The sequence below is a fragment of the Saccharothrix syringae genome (genome assembly GCF_009498035.1).
GTDB lineage: Bacteria > Actinomycetota > Actinomycetes > Mycobacteriales > Pseudonocardiaceae > Actinosynnema > Actinosynnema syringae.
The window spans coordinates 8,141,063-8,156,910 of the sequence record NZ_CP034550.1 but is presented as its reverse complement, the minus strand read 5'-3'; the positions used below and the strand labels follow the sequence as shown (position 1 = coordinate 8,156,910).

Below are 15,848 nucleotides of genomic sequence, written 5' to 3'. Positions count from 1 at the left end.
CTGGGGTGGCGTGCGGCGCGGTGGTGTCGCGGTGATCGCGCGGCTGGGCTGGTCGGCGCTGCTGCTCGTGGTGGCGGCGCTGCACCTGGGCGCCGGGTGGCAGGGCCCGCTGCCGCCGCTGGTGTTCGCGGGTGCGGCGCTGGCGGCGTTCGCGTCCCTGCCGCTGCTGCGGTGGCGGCGGGTGCCGACCGGGCTGGTGGTGTTCTCGCTGCTGGTGCTGGCGGCGGTGGCCGCGTACCTGGTGGCGCGCGGCTCGGCGATCGACTCGACCGACCCGCTGCCGGTGCTGCTGGACCTGGTGCCGCGCCTGCTCACCGCCGCCCGGCCCGCGCCCGCCACGCCGGAGCTGCTGGCGCCCGGCGCGCTGCTGGTGTTCGGGGTGTCCCTGGCGGTGGTGCTGTCCCTGCTGCGCGGCGGCCGGTCGCTGCTCGCGCCGGTCGCCGGCGCGGCCGTGCTCTACACGTGCACGGCGCTGCTGACCGCCGGGCGCGCGGACCGCACCGGGCTGGTCGCGGTCGCGCTGGTGGCGCTGGTCGCGGCCGGCTGGCTGGTGGTCGACCGCCTGGAGGTCGGCGGCCGGGCGCTGCTCGGGCTGCCCGCCGTGCCGGTGGCCGTGGTGGCGGCGGTGGCCCTCGCGCTGCCGTCGGGGCAGGCGTTCGAGCCGCGCGAGCTGGTGGAGCCGCCCGTGGGCGTCCTCGGGGTGACCAGCCCGCTGCCGCAGCTCGCGTCGTGGGCCGGGCTCGGCGACACCGAGCTGTTCCGGGTGAGCGGGCCGGAACGCGCGGTGCGGCTGGTGGCGCTGGCCGACTACTCCGGCGCGGCGTGGCGGGCGGCGTCGCTGTACGGGCCGATCGGCGCGGTCGCGGCACCCGACCTGCCGCCGGGCTCGCGCGTGGTCGAGGAGGAGTTCGAGGTCACCATCGGCGAGCTGCGCGGCAACTGGCTGCCCGCGGTGGGCCGGCCGACGGCGGTCACCCTGGACGGCGCGGTGGTCGACCCGGACTCGGGGTCGCTGGTGCTGCCCGGCGAGCTGCGTCCGGGGCTGCGGTACCGGGTGCGCGGCGTGCTGGACGTGCCGGACGACGACGACCTGCTCGACGCCCGCGTGCCGACCGACGGGCGGGCGCGGCGCTACCTGGAGCTGCCCGGCCTGCCGTACTCGCTGGCCGAGTACGCGCGGCAGGTGGTGCGGCACGCGCGCACGCCCTACGAGCAGGCCGTGGCGATCGAGCAGGTGGTCAAGCAGGGGCGCACGCCCGACGCGCAGGCGCCGGTCGGGTCCTCGTACGCGCGGCTGGAGCGGTTCCTGTTCGGCGCGCCCGGTGAGCCGGGGGCGAACGCGGGGACGGCCGAGCAGTTCGCGTCGGCGTTCGCGGTGCTGGGGCGGGCGGTCGGGCTGCCGACCCGGGTGGTGGTCGGCTTCCAGCCCGTGGCCGGGGTGGTGCGCGGCGGCGACGCCACGGCGTGGCCCGAGGTGTACTTCGAGGGGTGGGGCTGGGTGCCGTTCGACCCGGTGGCCGGCGTGTCGTCGGGCGGGTCGAGCGCGGCGCAGAAGCGCGAGGTGCTGGACCGCCTGGCGTCCATCACGGCGAGCCCGAGCAGCACGCCGCTGTCCGCCCCGCCGCCGCTGGTGGTCCCGTCGAGCCCGGTGGTGGCCGGTGACGCGGTCGTCGGGTCGCGGCGCTGGGTCGGGTACGCGGTGCTCGCGGCGGTGCCGCTGGTGGTGCTGCTGGTGCTGGGGCTGGCGCGGCTCGTGCGGCGGCGGCGGTTGCGGCGGGCCGGGGTGGTCGGTGCCTGGGGGTACGTGCTGGACGGGTTGCTGCTGGCCGGGCTGACGCCGCCGCCGCACCGGACCGCGCCGGACGTCGCCGCGGGGTTGGGTGCGGCGGCGGTGGAGTTGGCGGAGTTGGCCGAGCGGGCGGCTTTCGCGCCTCGGGGGGACCGGGAGTTGGTGGGGGCCGGGGCGGATGGGCCTGTGCGGGCCGCCGGTTCGGTCGGTTCGGTCGGTTCGGGCGCCGGTGAGGCTGCTCCGGCGGCGCGGGCGTGGCGGTTGGCGCGTGAAGTCCGCCGCACCGTGCGCGGCCGGGTTCATTGGCACCGCAAGGTGTTCTGGGCGGTCGACCCGCGCGCCCTCTGGCGTCGCTAGCCGTTGCGGGCGGCGGGGTCCCCCCGCGAGCCGCGGACCGGCACCGTGCGGTGTCGGTGGTCCTCGCCGTCACGGTGAGCGAGGACCACGTGCGCCCCCTCTCCGGCGGAGGCGCATTTTTAGGACGTTCCCGGAGTAAGCCGACGTCGATGCACGCACCTCGGGTGAAATGTGAGTGCCACTCATTCCGCCGAATTGGTGAGCGAGTGGCGGCCTGCTGCCGGGCAGATCATTGCCCAGGCCCGTTGCGCTATTTTTCCGTCCTGCTACGCTGGCGTGCGCTCCACTTTTCGGGAATTCAGGCTCTGTCAATTGGAATACGGGGCGAAAGATGACTTCGGTCGGACATGGCCCAGTTCTGAGCGGGCAGCTGTCGGGTGGTGCGGAAATTTATTTCACCTGGAATTTCACCCATACCGGTCGGGTGCGCAACCTCACGGTTGTGCCTTCCTGCCTGGTGGACGCGTACGGCAGCACCGCGCTGGCGTGGGCGACCGTCAGGTGGCGACTGGAGGAGGAGCGGATAGGGTTCGAGGGTACCGGTCAGACCAAGACGCCCGTCTTCGCGCGGAAGGTGCGGGCGTGGGTGAAGAACGAATCAGGTCAGACCTTGAACTACAGCGTCATCATGTCCTGGGTGGATCCATAGGAAGTGAGGGGTGCGCACATGCGGGCATTTGTCGTGTGTGACGAGCTTGGCCGTATCTCGTCTATAGCGGTGCCTGCGGAGAATTTCGTCGAAGGCGAGGTCGAAGTCGTCGAGGGCGAGTGCGAGCGGGCACGGGGTGCGCGTGTCGTGCAGGTCGAGATCGACCGGGCGGAGCCGCAGGACCTCAGGCGGATCCAACAGGAACTGCGGTTCGACGACCGGACGGGGCGACTCGTCGCCAAGGACGAGCGCCGCCCGCTCGAAGGGGCGTGACCGCGCGGCGGACGTGACCGGTTCCCGGCGACCGGCTCCGACCGCGGCCGTTCAGCCGTTGCGGACGGCGCAGGTCCTGGCCGAGGCGCCGCGTTGCGCGGTGGGGTCCTCCAAGCCGAACGCGAGCACCTGGAAGCAGTACTCGCGGGCGTCCGGGTCCAGGTCCTCCACCAGGTGCGACGTCTCACCGGCGACCACCGTCACCAACGCCTTGGGCTCGGTGCCCGTCACGTCGACCACGACGAACTGCGCGGTGCCCCCGCTCGGGTCGGTCCAGAACAGCTCGATGCGGTCCCCTCGGTCCTCCAGGCGCTTGAGCACCGGCGTGAACCTCGGGTCACCGCCCGCCGGCACACCGGCGGTGGTGGTAGTGGTCGGCGCGGCGGAGGACGTGGTGCTCGGCGCGGTGGTGGTGGTCAGCGCCTCACCGCCGGTCCGGTCGGGCAGGCTCAGCGCCACGCCGACCGCCGCGCCCACCACGAGCGCACCGACCCCCGCCAGCACCCACGGTGTGCGCGACCGCCGGACGGCCGGCGGCGGTTCGGGCAGTTCCACCACCGGTCGCGGCGGCGGGGGCACGACCGGGCGTCCCCGGTCGTGGTGGCGGACGGTCAGGTCGGCCAGGTCCCCGGTCCACGTCCGCGCGGGCTCGGGGGGTTCCTCCACCGCGACGTCCTTGGGCTCGGCCACCGGCCGGGGCCCGAAGTCCGGCAACGCCGTCGGCCCCTCCGGGTACCGCTCCCGCACCTCCCGCCGCACGGCCGCGGTGTGGTCCGGGTCCACTTCGGACTGCGGACTCCGGACCGGCACCGCCGCCAGCGCCGCGCGCAGCGCCGCCGCGTCGGGGAACCGCTCCCCGCGCGACTTGCGCAGGCACCGCAGGATGATCGAGATCAGCTCGACCGGCACGTCCCGCCGCAGCAGCGGGCGCGGCGGGGCCTCGCGCACCCGCCCGAGGTAGCCGATCATCGTGTCGTCGCCCGGCGAGTCCGACGCGAACGGCGGCCGGCCGTCGAGCAGGGTGAACAGGGTCGAGCCGAGCGACCACAGGTCGTCGGTGGGGTCGGGCGCCTGGCCGGACACCATCTGCGGCGCGGCGTGCCGGTAGCTGACCATGTGCAGCGAACCGGTGTGCGCCGCGTCCGCGCCGCGCGCGATGCCGAAGTCCGCCAGCACGTACGAGGTCGGCAGCACCAGGATGTTCTGCGGCTTCACGTCCCGGTGCAGGATGCCCTGCCCGTGCGCGAACGCCAGCGCGTCGGCCACCGCGACCCCGGCCGCGACCACCTCGTGCACCGGCAGCGGCCCGTGCCGCGCGAGCCGGTCGTGCAGCGAACCCAGGTCGTAGTACTCCATCACGATGCACGGCCGCCCGGCGATCACGCCGGTGTCCAGCACGGTCACCACGTGCGGGTGCTGGCGGCCCAGCCGGACGGTGATCTCCAGCTCCCGGCGGAACCGGCTGACCGTCGCCGGGTCGGTCACGTCGAGCACCTTCACCGCGACGTCGCGCCCCAGCCCGTCCTGGCGGGCCCGGTACACCGTGCCCTCGCCGCCGTGCGCGACGAGGCGGAAGTCGCTGTAGCCGGGCAGGGCGATCACGGGGGGCGCGTCCCCGGAGGGCTGGGGCGCCCACGCCAGCAGGTCGTCGGCCTGGTCCACCGCGCGATGGTATCGGCCGGGACCGACGCCGGCCGACGCCTCCGAACGGTCCCCGGGCCGCTGGCCGGAACGGCCCCACGGGCGTTCGTCGCTACGGTGCGCGCACCTGCGCCGGTCTGGTCATCACGGGGCGTGACCGGTGCGTCCGAGCGAGTGGGTTTTTTGGTGAAACCCGTGGTTATCATGCGCAGATGCTCCGACGCACGTACGACGGCCAGGTCTGCTCCATCGCCCGCGCGCTCGAAATCGTCGGCGAGCGGTGGACGTTGCTGATCGTGCGGGACGCCCTGCTCGGCGTCACCCGGTTCGACGGTTTCCTGCGCTGCCTGCCGATCGCCCGGAACGTGCTGAGCGACCGCCTCAACGGCCTGGTGGCCAACAAGGTGCTGGAGCGCGTCCAGTACCAGGACCGGCCGCCGCGCTACGAGTACCTGCTGACCGCCAAGGGGCGGGAGCTGGCGCCCGTGGTGCTGGCGCTGATGGAGTGGGGCGACCGCCACGCGCCGGACGGGACCGAGGTGCCCAGGACCGCGGTGCACGTGGGCTGCGGCGGGGGTGTGGGCGTGGGCCTGACCTGCGACACCTGCGACGGGCCCGTGCCCGCGGCGAAGGTGGCGCTGGGACCCGCGCAGTGAGCGGCGGGTCCCCGCGCCGAACGGGTCAGGCGCGCGTCGGCCTCAGGGCCCGGCCGACCGCCACGACGAGCTTCTGCAGCAGGATCACGACCACGTTCGCCACCACCGCGGCCAAGAAGTCACCCACGTGAACCACCTCCGGCCGAACCGAGGAACTTCCGTCCCGCCACGGTAAGCGGACGCGGTTGACCACCGGCGGGCCCCCGCGTTTCCACGCGATGTCGGTTGGGTGAACTCACGTGCGCGGTCGGCCCGGGTCGGTCGGTCCGGTGGACTTCACGTGCGCGCCGAGGCGGCCAGCGTCGCGACCGCCGCCGCGCCCAGGGCGATCAGCCACAGGTGGGGCAGCAGCGGCCGGCACCCGAGGAAGTGGCTCAGGCCGGGCACCTGGACCGCCACCGCCAGCACCGCCAGCGACCCCACCGCCGCACCCAGCACCAGGGGCGTGCGACCCCGCACCGCGAGGGTCTGCCCGAGCTGCGCGCCGACCAGGGCCACCAGCGCCGCGGTCGACGCCTGCCCCACCGGTCCGGTGCGGCGGGCCAGGCGCCACGCGACCAGGCCCGCGCCGGCCGTGGTGACGGCGCGGACGCGGATCTGCCGGTCGAGCGCTTCGCCCAGCGAGGCGTCGGGGCCCTCGGCGAGCAGGGTCGCGGCGTCGCGGTGGGCGGGCGGCCGGGTCGCCACGGCCATGGCGGGCACCGCGTCGGTGAGCAGGTTGACCAGCAGCAGTTGGCGCACGTTCAGCGCCTCCCGCGCGTCGACCACGCCACCGGCCACGGTGAAGGCGATCTCGCCGAGGTTGCCGCCGAGCAGGATCGACAGGCCGTCCCGCACCGACGCCCACATGGCGCGCCCCTCGACCACCGCGTCGGTGAGGGTTTCGACGCGGTCGTCGGTGATGACGACGTCCGCCGCCTCCCGCGCGGCGGTGGTGGCGTGCTCGCCCAGCGCCACGCCGACCTCGGCGGCGCGGATCGCGGGTGCGTCGTTCGCGCCGTCCCCGGTGACCGCGACGACCCGGCCGCACCGCTGGAACGCGGCCACCACCCTGGCCTTCTGCGCCGGGGTGACCCGGGCGAACACCGCGACGCCCGGCAGCCGCCGGTCCAGCGCGTCGTCGTCGAGGTCGTCCAGCTCGGGGCCGGTCAGGGTGCCGCGGTCGCCCAGGGCGTCGACCTCCTCGGCGATGGCGGTGGCGGTGCCCGGGTGGTCGCCGGTGACCATGACGACGTCGATGCCCGCGCCCCGCAGGGTGCGGACCGCTTCGCGGGCCTTGGGGCGCACGGGGTCGGCCAGCGCCAGCAGGCCCACCAGGCACAAGCCGTTGACGAGGGTGGGGGGCAGTTCGGTGGGGTGGCTGGTGGGGGTTGGTTCGGTGGCGCGCTCGGCAACGGCGAGCAGCCGGTAGCCGCGGGTCGCCAGCCGGTGCACCTCGGCGTCCAGCGCGGCGCGGGCGGCGGTGTCGAGCGGCACCACCCCGTCGTCGCGCCGCCACGTCGCGCACCGGGGCAGCAGCGCCTCCGGCGCCCCCTTCACCGCCAGTGACCAGCCGCCGGAACCCCGCCCCAGCACCGCGTGGTAGCCGCGCGCGGACTCGAACGGCAGCGCGGCCACCGGGTGCCAGTCGCCCCGGTCGACGCCGAGCAGCGCGGCGCCCCCGTGCACGGCGTCGTCGGTCAGCTGCCCGCGCCGCCGGGGTGTCGCGCGCAGCGCGGTGGCCACCACCGGGCGCATCCGGTCGGGCAGGGCGTCGACCCGCGCGTCGGCCAGGCCGTCGGACACGCGGCGCAGCGCGATGCGCCCCAACGTCAGCGTGCCGGTCTTGTCGAAGCACAGCACGTCCACCCGCCCCAGCGCCTCGACGGTCGACGAGTCGCGCACCAGCGCGCCGCGCCGGGACAGCCGCCTGGCCGACGCCAGCTCGGCCGCCGTCGCCACGAACGGCAACCCCTCGGGCACCGCCGCGACCGCCAGCCCGACACCGCGCACCACCGCGGGCCCCAGCGGGCGGCCGCGCAGCACGTCGACGGCGGCCAGCAGCACCCCGGCGCCGACCGACAGCGGGATGGTCACCTCGGTCAGCGCGCGCACCCGTCCGGCGACACCACCCGCGCGGCGCCCACCGGGACGGGGCCGGCCGGTGCGGTTCAGCTCGGTGTCGTCACCGGTGGCCACGACGACGCCCCGCGCCTTGCCCGCACCGACCCACGTGCCCTGGTAGGCCATGCAGCGGCGGTCCGCCACCGCCGCCGCGGGCGAGGGGCCGGCCTGCTTGCGCACCAGCCCCGACTCGCCGGTGAGGCCGGACTCGTCCAGCTCGAACCCGTCGGCGGTCAGCAGCCGGCAGTCCGCGGGTACCACGTCACCGGGCTCCAGGTCCACCACGTCGCCGGGCACCAGCCGGTCGGCGGTCACCCCGGTCACGTGGCCCGCGCGCACCACGCGCGCCCGGACCGCGGTGGAATCGGCCAGCGCCCGCACCGCGTCGGCGGCGCGCACCCGCTGGGCACCGCCCAGCAGGGCGCTGATGCCGATCACGCCCAGGATCAGCACCGCGTCCACCGCCGACCCGACCACGGCGGACAGCCCCGCGCTGACGGCCAGGGCCGGGGTCATCGGGTTGTCCAGCTCCGCGACCGAGGCGCGCAGGAGGTCTTCACGGGGTTCGGCGTGGCGCGGGGTGAGCGCGGCCAGGCGCCGGGCCGCCTCGTCGTCGGTCACGCCCTCGGGGGAGGAGGCCAGCCGGCGCACCACCGAGTCGGCGGGCATGGCGTGCCAGGGGGTGAGGTCGACGGGCACCGGTTCGGGCGCGTGCGCGGCGGCGCGGGCGAGCCAGGCCCCGGTGCCGACGGCCAGCAGCGTGGCGACGCCGACCGGTACGGGGGCGCGGCCCAGCCGGCGGGACGGGGTGGTGGCGGTGAGCAGGGCCGCCGACGCCGCACCCGCCACGGCGAGCCGCGCGACCCGGTCGGCCAGGCGGCGCGCGACCGGTGCCGCGTCCAGCAGGACGCACGCGTCGGTGAGCCGCGGGCACAGCACGTGGGCCTCGGGTGGGAAGGGAGTACTGGGTGAGGTTGGGCTGTCGGGCGGGGCGGGGGTGTCGGGCGGGAAGAGGGCGTTGGGCGGGAAGGGGGCGTTGGGCGGGAAGGGGGCGTTGGGCGGCAAGAGGGTGTCGGACGGGGCAGGGGCGTCGGGCGGGAAGGGGGCGTGGGGTGGGGCTGGGATGCCGTACGGGGCCGGGTTGCCGGGCGAGATTGGGCTGTTGGGCGGGGCGCCGTCGCCCGTCGCCACGCCGATGCCGAGGTCGGCCGCCGCGAGCGCGGCGTGGTCGTCGGCCGTGACCACCGCGACCACGTGGCCTGCCGCCTGCATCGAGCGCACCGCGTCCACCAGCGCACCGGCATCATCGGCAACCGTCCCGCGCGCGGCCAGCGCCTCGGCCAGCGGGTGCGGGCGCAACCCGTCGCCGCGGCACAGCGCCGGGTCGACGAGCGTCGCGTCCACGCGGTCCAGCCGGGCCAGGGCACCCAGGTCGCGGACGTGGATCCCGCGCCGGGCCAGGTGCCTGCTCAGCTCGGTGACGAACACGTCGCGGCCCGCCCTGGCCGGCTTGGGTGCGCACGCGCCCAGCACCGCCGACGCCCGGCGGGGGTTGCCCGACAGGAGCAGGGTTCCGCTCGCCCAGGCCGTGACCAGGGCGCTGACGCGGTCGGCGGTGCGTTCGACCGGGCTGGGTGGCAGGGGAGCCGGGCGGGGCGTGCGCGACGGGGGTTCGGCCACCCGCCGCTGGGCGTTCGCCTCGGCCACCGCGCTCACCGCGCGACACGTGTCGGCCAGCAACCCCAGCGGCCGCTGCGCGAGCGCCTGGGCCACGGCACCCCCGGTGGTGAACAGGTACCGCGCGCGGTCCGCCCCGATCCGGTCCTCGACCACCGCGCGCAACCGGGGCGAACCCTCCACAAAGGACAGCACATCGGCCGCCGACCCCAACGCGCGCGGCACGGGCAGCAGGGTGGTCGTGGCCGCCCAGGCGAAACCGCCCGCCGCCACGCCGGCCTCGATCGCGCCGCGCAGCACCGCCCTCACTCGGGGACCGGTTCGTCCCGGCGCACCGCGCCCCGGCGGGCCGCGCGCCCCGCCACCAGCGTGCCCGCGCCGATCGCCAGCGCCACCGGCCACTCGACCAGCTCGAAGAGCGCCAGCAGCCCCAACCCCGCGAAGTACAGCACCTGCGACGGCGCGACGCCGGGGCCCGTCCGCTCCTCGTCCACCCGGGTCGTCACGACCGCGTTGTTCTTCGGGGCACCCCTGGTGGCCATGGCCGTCCTCCCGTCGCACGTGGGACGTCCCCGATGCTAGGAACCCGCCGACCACCGCCGACAGCGGCCGAACGCCTGATGGGTTCAACAGTCGGCGGCGTCACCCGGAATTCGACGCCCGAAACCGACCACAGTGGACGGATCAGCGCACCCCGCGCGGCCGGAACTGGACGCTGACGCGCGGGCCGACCGCGCCGGCCGCCTTGGGCACCGCGTGCTCCCACGTCCGCTGGCACGAGCCGCCCATGACGATGAGGTCGCCGTGCCCCAGCGCGTACTTCACCGCCGCGCCGCCGCCGCGCGGGCGCAGGGCCAGGGTGCGGGGCGCGCCGACGGACAGGATCGCCACCATGGTGTCGTGCGTGGCCCCTCTGCCGATGGTGTCGCCGTGCCACGCCACGCTGTCCCGGCCGTCGCGGTAGTAGCACAGGCCCGCCGTGCGGAAGGGCTCGCCCAGCTCGTCGCGGTAACGCTCGCTCAGCGCGGCACGCGCCCGCGCCAGCACCGGGTGCGGCAGCGGGGCGTCCTCGTCGTAGAAGCAGAGCAGGCGCGGCACGTCGACCACGCGCTCGTACATCCGCCTGCGCTCGGCGCGCCACGGCACCTCGGCGGCCAGGTGGCGGAACACCTCGTCGGCCCCGGTGAGCCAGGCGGGCAGGACGTCGACCCAGGCGCCGTCGCCCAGGGCGGTGCGGCGGAGGCCGGTCAGGGGCCGCAGCGCGGGGGCCGCGGCGTCGTCGAACAACGACACCTGCATGGGTGCCAGCATAACGCGGGGGTCGAACGCGTGTTCGACCCCGATGGCCGCGAGGAGGTCAGACCTCCGGCTCGGGCTTGCGCCGCCGGCCACCGGTCCGGGCCTGCTTGGCGGGCTCCTCCACCGCGGGCGCGGCCTGGTGCTGGCCGGTGGCCTCGGTGGTCGCCGGCTGGTCGACGAGCAGGATGGCGGCCAGCTCGTCGTAGATCGGTGTGCTGCTCATGGACGTCCCTCTACCCCGTTTGGACGGAAGTTACACGCGTCGTCCGACACGGTCGCGGGCAGGGTCGCCAAAGGTCCGGGGGAGGGGCCCGGCGCCACCGGGCCCCTCCGGCCTACCCCCGGGTCAACCACACGACCCCGCTCGCGGGCAGGTCCAGCACCGCCGAGGCGGGCAGGCCGTCCCAGGGCCGCGCGACGGCCCCCACCTCGCCGTTGACCACGCCCGCGCCGCCGTACTCGGCCCGGTCGGTGTTCAGCACCTCCCGCCACCGCCCCGCGCCGGGCAGGCCCACCCGGTGGCCGGGGTGGGGCACGCCGGCGAAGTTGACCGCGCACACCAGCACCGAGCCGTCGTCGCCGTGCCGTTGGAAGACCAGCACGTTGTTCGCCGCGTCGTCGGCGCGGACCCAGGAGAACCCGTCCGGTGACGCGTCGAGCGAGTGCAGCGCGGGTTCGCCGCGGTAGAGCGCGTTGAGGTGGGTGACCAGCCGCTGGATGCCGCGGTGGTGGTGCGCGCCGTCGCCCTCGGGCGAGAGCAGCCACCACGCCAGGGAGCCGTCGGCGTCCCACTCGCCGGGCTGGCCGAACTCGCAGCCCATGAACAGCAGCTTCTTGCCGGGGTGGGCCCACTGGTAGGCCAGCAGGGCGCGCACGCCGGCCGCGCGGGCGTGGTCGTCGCCGGGCATCCGCCCCCACAGCGAGCCCTTGCCGTGGACCACCTCGTCGTGGGACAGCGGCAGGACGTAGCGCTCGCTCCACGCGTAGCTGGTGGAGTGGGTGATCGCGCCGTGGTGCGCGGCCCGGTGCACGGGGTCGTGGCGCAGGTAGCCCAGCGCGTCGTGCATCCAGCCCATGTTCCACTTGAAGTCGAACCCCAGGCCGTCCGGGCTGGTCACGCCGGGCCAGCTGGTGGACTCCTCGGCGAGCACCAGCGCGCCCGGGCAGCGCCGCGCCACGGCCCCGGTGAGCGCCCGCAGGAACGCCACGGCCTCCAGGTCCTCCCGGCCGCCGTGCTCGTTGGGCAGCCACGCGCCGTCGGGGCGGGAGTAGTCGAGGTAGAGCATGGAGGCGACCGCGTCGACCCGCAGCCCGTCGAAGTGGAACTCGGTGAGCCAGTACAGCGCCGAGCCCAGCAGGAAGCCGCGCACCTGCGGCTTGCCCAGGTCGAACACCAGCGTCCCCCAGTCGGGGTGCTCGCCGCGCCGCGGGTCCGGGTGCTCGTAGAGCGGGGTGCCGTCGAAGCGGGCCAGCGCCCACGCGTCGCGCGGGAAGTGCGCGGGCACCCAGTCGAGGATCACGCCGATGCCGAGCGAGTGCAGGTGGTCGACGAAGAACCGCAGGTCGTCGGGCGTGCCGAAGCGCGCGGTCGGCGCGTAGTAGGAGCCGACCTGGTAGCCCCACGAGCCGCCGAACGGGTGCTCGGTGACCGGCATCAGCTCCACGTGGGTGAAGCCGGTGCCGACCAGGTACTCGCCCAGCTCGTGGGCCAGCTCCCGGTAGCCGCGGCCCGGTCGCCACGACCCGAGGTGCACCTCGTAGACGCTGACCGGCGCGCGGGTCCAGTCGGTGGCGCGGCGGCGGGCCAGCCACCCCTCGTCGCGCCAGGCGTGGCCGGGCGCGGTGACCACGGAGGCGGTGGCGGGCGGCACCTCGGTGGCGAACGCCAGCGGGTCGGCGTGCTCCTGCCACCGGCCGTCCGCGCCGAGCACGCGGAACTTGTACCGGCAGCCGGGGCGCACGCCGGGCACGAACAGCTCCCACACGCCCGCGCCGAGGTGCCGCAGCGGGGTGCCGCGGCCGTCCCAGGCGTCGAAGTCGCCGGCCACCCGCACGCCGCGGGCGTGGGGCGCCCACACCGCGAAGGCGACGCCGCCGGCACGCGGGTGGGCGCCCAGCACGTCCCACGGCCGGGGGTGCTCGCCGCGGGCGATGAGCGCCAGGTCCTCGGGGGCGACGGTGGGCGGGTGGGCGTAGGGGTCGTCCACCACGCGCGTGCCGTCGACCAGGAACCGGTGGTCGGTGACCCGGCCGGGCACGAACCCGGCGAACAGGCCGTGGGCGATCTCGGTCAGCGGGTACCGGGCGCCGCCCACCAGCGCGGCGACCGAGCCCGCGCCGGGCTGCGCGGTGCGCACCACGGTGTCGGGGCCCGCCGGGTGCGGGCCGAGCAGGGCGTGCGGGTCGCGGTGGTCGCCGAGCAGCAGCCGGTCCACCTCGTCCAGGGCGGGTGCGGCGGTCACGAGCCCGCTCCCAGGAGCCGGCTGACCGCGCCGAGGGGGATGGCGGTCCAGTCGGGCCGGTTGGCCCGCTCGTAGGCCACCTCGTAGACGGCTTTGTCCAGCTCCAGGGCGTGCAGCAGGGCCGGCTGGTCGCGCGGGTCGGCCAGCACCCCGGCGTAGCCGTCGCAGAACGCGTCGCGCACGCGCCGCGCCCAGTCGGGGTCGGCGGTGCCGTGGTGGGCGGCGTAGTCGAAGGACCGCAGCATGGTGGCCACGTCCTGGAGCGGGTGGCGTGGCGCGTTGCGCTCGGCCAGCGGCTGCCCGGGTTCGCCCTCGAAGTCGATGATCGTCCAGCCGCCGCCCGACCGCAGCGCCTGGCCCAGGTGCAGGTCGCCGTGCACGCGTTGCAGGGTGAACGGGCCGGGCGCGGTGCGCACCCGGTCGAACGCCGCGCGCAGCGCGGGTTCGAACGGCGCCAGCTCCGGGATGCCGCCCGCCAGCGCGGAGAACCGCCGGTGCAGCCGGTCGGCGGTGTCGGACAGGTCCGGGACGGCGGGGTTGCGCGGCCCGAAGGCGTCGGCCAGCGCGCCGTGCACGGTCGCGACGGCCCGGCCCAGCGCGGCGGCCTCGGGCGCGAACGCGGTCCGGTCGGCGGTGGCCAGCGCCCAGCCGTCCCGGGCGTCGGGCAGGAACTCCTGGAGGACGCCCAGCGCGGCCCGCCCGCCGTCGACCTCGACGGTCAGCGCGCCGAGCAGGCGCGCCACGTGCGGGGTGCCCGCGGCGCGCAGGGCCCGGTGCAGCTCGACGTCCGGGTGCGGGCCGGGCAGCACGCGCCGGAACAGCTTGAGGATGTAGCGGTCGCCCAGCACCAGCGAGGTGTTGCTCTGCTCCACCGGCAGCACGCGGGCCGGCAGGTCGAGCGCCACCCGGGCGCCCGGCTCGGGTTCGAACACCGGACCGCGCGGCGCGGCGCGCAGGCGGCCCAGCAGGCGGGTCATCAGCTCGCCGTCGCGGGTGGCCGCGTAGACCACGCCGGCGGGCGTGTCCGCGATCGCCGCGCCGGCCAGCGCCGCGGGCAGGGCGGCCCGCCTGCCCAGCAGCACCTGGTAGCGCTCGCCGTCCACCAGCAGCAGCACGTGCCGCAGGGCCGGGTCGCCGTCGAGCAGCGGTGTCACGCGCTCGACCAGCACTTCTCGGGGCTCGCGGTCCTTGGCCGCGTACCAGCGCTGCGCGGGCAGCCAGCGCGCCAGCGCGCCGGCCAGGGTGTCCACCGCGGTCGTCACGGCCGGCCACCCCCGTCGGTCGCGCCCTCCAGGCGGAACCAGCAGAAGCCGTGGCCGGGCAGGGTGAGCTGGTAGCGCTCGCCGCCCACGGCCGGGAACCGCACCCCGCCGGTCAGCTCCACGGGCACCGCGCCGTCCAGGCCGGGCAGCTTGACCTCGACCGGCTGGGACCGGCCGGAGAAGTTGAACACGCACAGCAGCGCCTCGTCGCCGTGGCGGCGCAGGTAGGCGAGCACGGCGGTGTTGGACACGTCCAGCTCGGCGAAGGAGCCCAGGCCGAACGCCGGGTGCCCGCGCCGCACGGCCAGCATCCGCCGCGTCCAGTTCAGCAGCGACGACTCGTAGCCCAGCTGCGACTCGACGTTGACCGACCGGTAGCCGAAGACGGTGTCGTCGACCACGGGCAGGCAGAGCTTGCCGGGTTCGGCGGAGGAGAAGCCGGCGTTGCGGTCGGGGGTCCACTGCATCGGGGTGCGCACGCCGTCGCGGTCGGGCAGCCAGATGTTGTCGCCCATGCCGATCTCGTCGCCGTAGTAGAGCACCGGCGAACCGGGCATCGACAGCAGGATCGCGGTCAGCAGCTCCAGCTGCGGGCGGGAGTTGCCCACCAGCGGCGCCAGCCGGCGGCGGATGCCGACGTTGGCCTTCATCCGGGGCTCGGGCGCGTACTCGGCGTACATGTAGTCGCGCTCCTCGTCGGTGACCATCTCCAGGGTCAGCTCGTCGTGGTTGCGCAGGAAGATGCCCCACTGGGCGCCGGAGGGGAGGTCGGGGGTCTGCGCCAGGATCTCCGACACGGGCAGGCCGGACTCCTTGCGCAGCGCCATGAACAGCCGCGGCATCAGCGGGAAGTGGAAGGCCATGTGGCACTCGTCGCCGCCGGTCTCCGGGTCGCCGAAGTAGTGCGCCACGTCCGCGGGCCACTGGTTGGCCTCGGCCAGCAGCAGGCGGCCCGGGTACTCGTCGTCGACGACCTCGCGCACCAGCTTCAGGAACTCGTGCGTCTCGGGCAGGTTCTCGTTGTTGGTGCCGTCGCGCTCGAACAGGTAGGGCACCGCGTCCAGGCGGAACCCGTCGACGCCCAGGTCGAGCCAGAAGCGCAGCACGTCGAGCATGGCGCCGCGCACGGCCGGGTTGTCGTAGTTGAGGTCGGGCTGGTGGGAGAAGAACCGGTGCCAGTAGAACTGGCCGCGCACCGGGTCGAGGGTCCAGTTGGAGTCCTCGGTGTCGACGAAGATGACCCGGGTGCCGTCGTAGCGCCGGTCGGTGTCGCTCCACACGTAGAAGTCGCCGAACGGGCCGTCCGGGTCGCGGCGCGACTCCTGGAACCAGGGGTGCGCCTCGGAGGTGTGGTTCACCACCAGGTCGGTGATCACCTTCATGCCGCGCCGGTGCGCCGAGCACAGCAGCCGCACGAAGTCCGACAGCTCGCCGAACTCGGGCCGCACCTTGCGGAAGTCGCTGATGTCGTAGCCGCCGTCGTTCATCGGCGAGGCGTAGAACGGCGGCAGCCACAGGCAGTCGACGCCCAGCCACTGGAGGTAGTCCAGCTTGGACTCCAGCCCGCGCAGGTCGCCGATGCCGTCGCCGTTCGCGTCGGCGAACGCGCCGACCAGCACCTCGTAGAAGACGGCGCGCTTGAACCACTCGGGGTCGTCGTACCGGTTCAGTGGCGACACG

12 protein-coding genes are annotated in these 15,848 nt (G+C 75.5%); 4 read left to right on the top strand and 8 right to left on the bottom strand.

The genetic code is table 11. From position 1 onward, the window contains the following. Positions 1-31 precede the first annotated feature (31 nt). The 3 genes from EKG83_RS33840 to EKG83_RS33830 all read left to right on the top strand — a co-directional run bounded on the left by EKG83_RS33840 (position 32) and on the right by EKG83_RS33830 (position 3,068). On the top strand, positions 32-2,146 hold the full coding sequence (locus EKG83_RS33840; protein WP_033432952.1) for a transglutaminase domain-containing protein: 2,115 nt from the start codon (positions 32-34) through the stop codon (positions 2,144-2,146). Positions 2,147-2,477: 331 nt separating this feature from the next. Further along, a complete protein-coding gene (locus tag EKG83_RS33835) occupies positions 2,478-2,795 on the top strand; it encodes a hypothetical protein (protein ID WP_153278637.1) in 318 nt (105 codons plus the stop codon). Between the two features lie 18 nt (positions 2,796-2,813). Further along, entirely contained in the window at positions 2,814-3,068 is a 255-nt protein-coding gene (locus tag EKG83_RS33830) for a hypothetical protein (protein WP_153278636.1), read from the top strand. A gap of 51 nt (positions 3,069-3,119) precedes the next feature. Here the strand turns inward: EKG83_RS33830 and EKG83_RS33825 are convergent, their stop codons facing one another. Then, a complete protein-coding gene (locus tag EKG83_RS33825) occupies positions 3,120-4,730 on the bottom strand; it encodes a serine/threonine-protein kinase (protein ID WP_051766365.1) in 1,611 nt (536 codons plus the stop codon). Between the two features lie 191 nt (positions 4,731-4,921). Here EKG83_RS33825 and EKG83_RS33820 point away from each other — a divergent pair, with 191 nt between their 5' ends. Continuing rightward, positions 4,922-5,365 (top strand): winged helix-turn-helix transcriptional regulator, encoded by a 444-nt coding sequence (locus tag EKG83_RS33820; RefSeq protein ID WP_033432949.1) that lies wholly within the window; start codon positions 4,922-4,924, stop codon positions 5,363-5,365. Between the two features lie 276 nt (positions 5,366-5,641). On the opposite strand, the gene EKG83_RS49265 is transcribed toward EKG83_RS33820, so the two are convergent. The 7 genes from EKG83_RS49265 to treS form a co-directional block, all read right to left on the bottom strand. Next, positions 5,642-9,454, bottom strand: a complete 3,813-nt coding sequence (locus tag EKG83_RS49265) for a cation-translocating P-type ATPase (protein ID WP_051766364.1) — start codon at positions 9,452-9,454, stop codon at positions 5,642-5,644. Beyond that, a complete protein-coding gene (locus EKG83_RS33810) occupies positions 9,451-9,687 on the bottom strand; it encodes a hypothetical protein (RefSeq protein WP_033432948.1) in 237 nt (78 codons plus the stop codon). The genes EKG83_RS49265 and EKG83_RS33810 overlap by 4 nt, the downstream gene beginning before the upstream one ends. A 142-nt stretch (positions 9,688-9,829) precedes the next feature. Next, complete coding sequence (locus EKG83_RS33805) at positions 9,830-10,456, bottom strand: alpha-ketoglutarate-dependent dioxygenase AlkB (protein ID WP_033432947.1); 627 nt, start codon at positions 10,454-10,456, stop codon at positions 9,830-9,832. Between the two features lie 46 nt (positions 10,457-10,502). Beyond that, a complete protein-coding gene (locus tag EKG83_RS33800) occupies positions 10,503-10,667 on the bottom strand; it encodes a hypothetical protein (protein ID WP_153278635.1) in 165 nt (54 codons plus the stop codon). 112 nt (positions 10,668-10,779) lie between these two features. Continuing rightward, positions 10,780-12,906 (bottom strand): 1,4-alpha-glucan branching protein GlgB, encoded by a 2,127-nt coding sequence (gene glgB / locus EKG83_RS33795; RefSeq protein ID WP_033432946.1) that lies wholly within the window; start codon positions 12,904-12,906, stop codon positions 10,780-10,782. Continuing rightward, a complete protein-coding gene (locus EKG83_RS33790; protein WP_051766363.1) occupies positions 12,903-14,168 on the bottom strand; it encodes a maltokinase N-terminal cap-like domain-containing protein in 1,266 nt (421 codons plus the stop codon). The genes glgB and EKG83_RS33790 overlap by 4 nt, the downstream gene beginning before the upstream one ends. Next, complete coding sequence (treS, locus tag EKG83_RS33785; protein ID WP_228122317.1) at positions 14,165-15,847, bottom strand: maltose alpha-D-glucosyltransferase; 1,683 nt, start codon at positions 15,845-15,847, stop codon at positions 14,165-14,167. The genes EKG83_RS33790 and treS overlap by 4 nt, the downstream gene beginning before the upstream one ends. Position 15,848 lies beyond the last annotated feature (1 nt).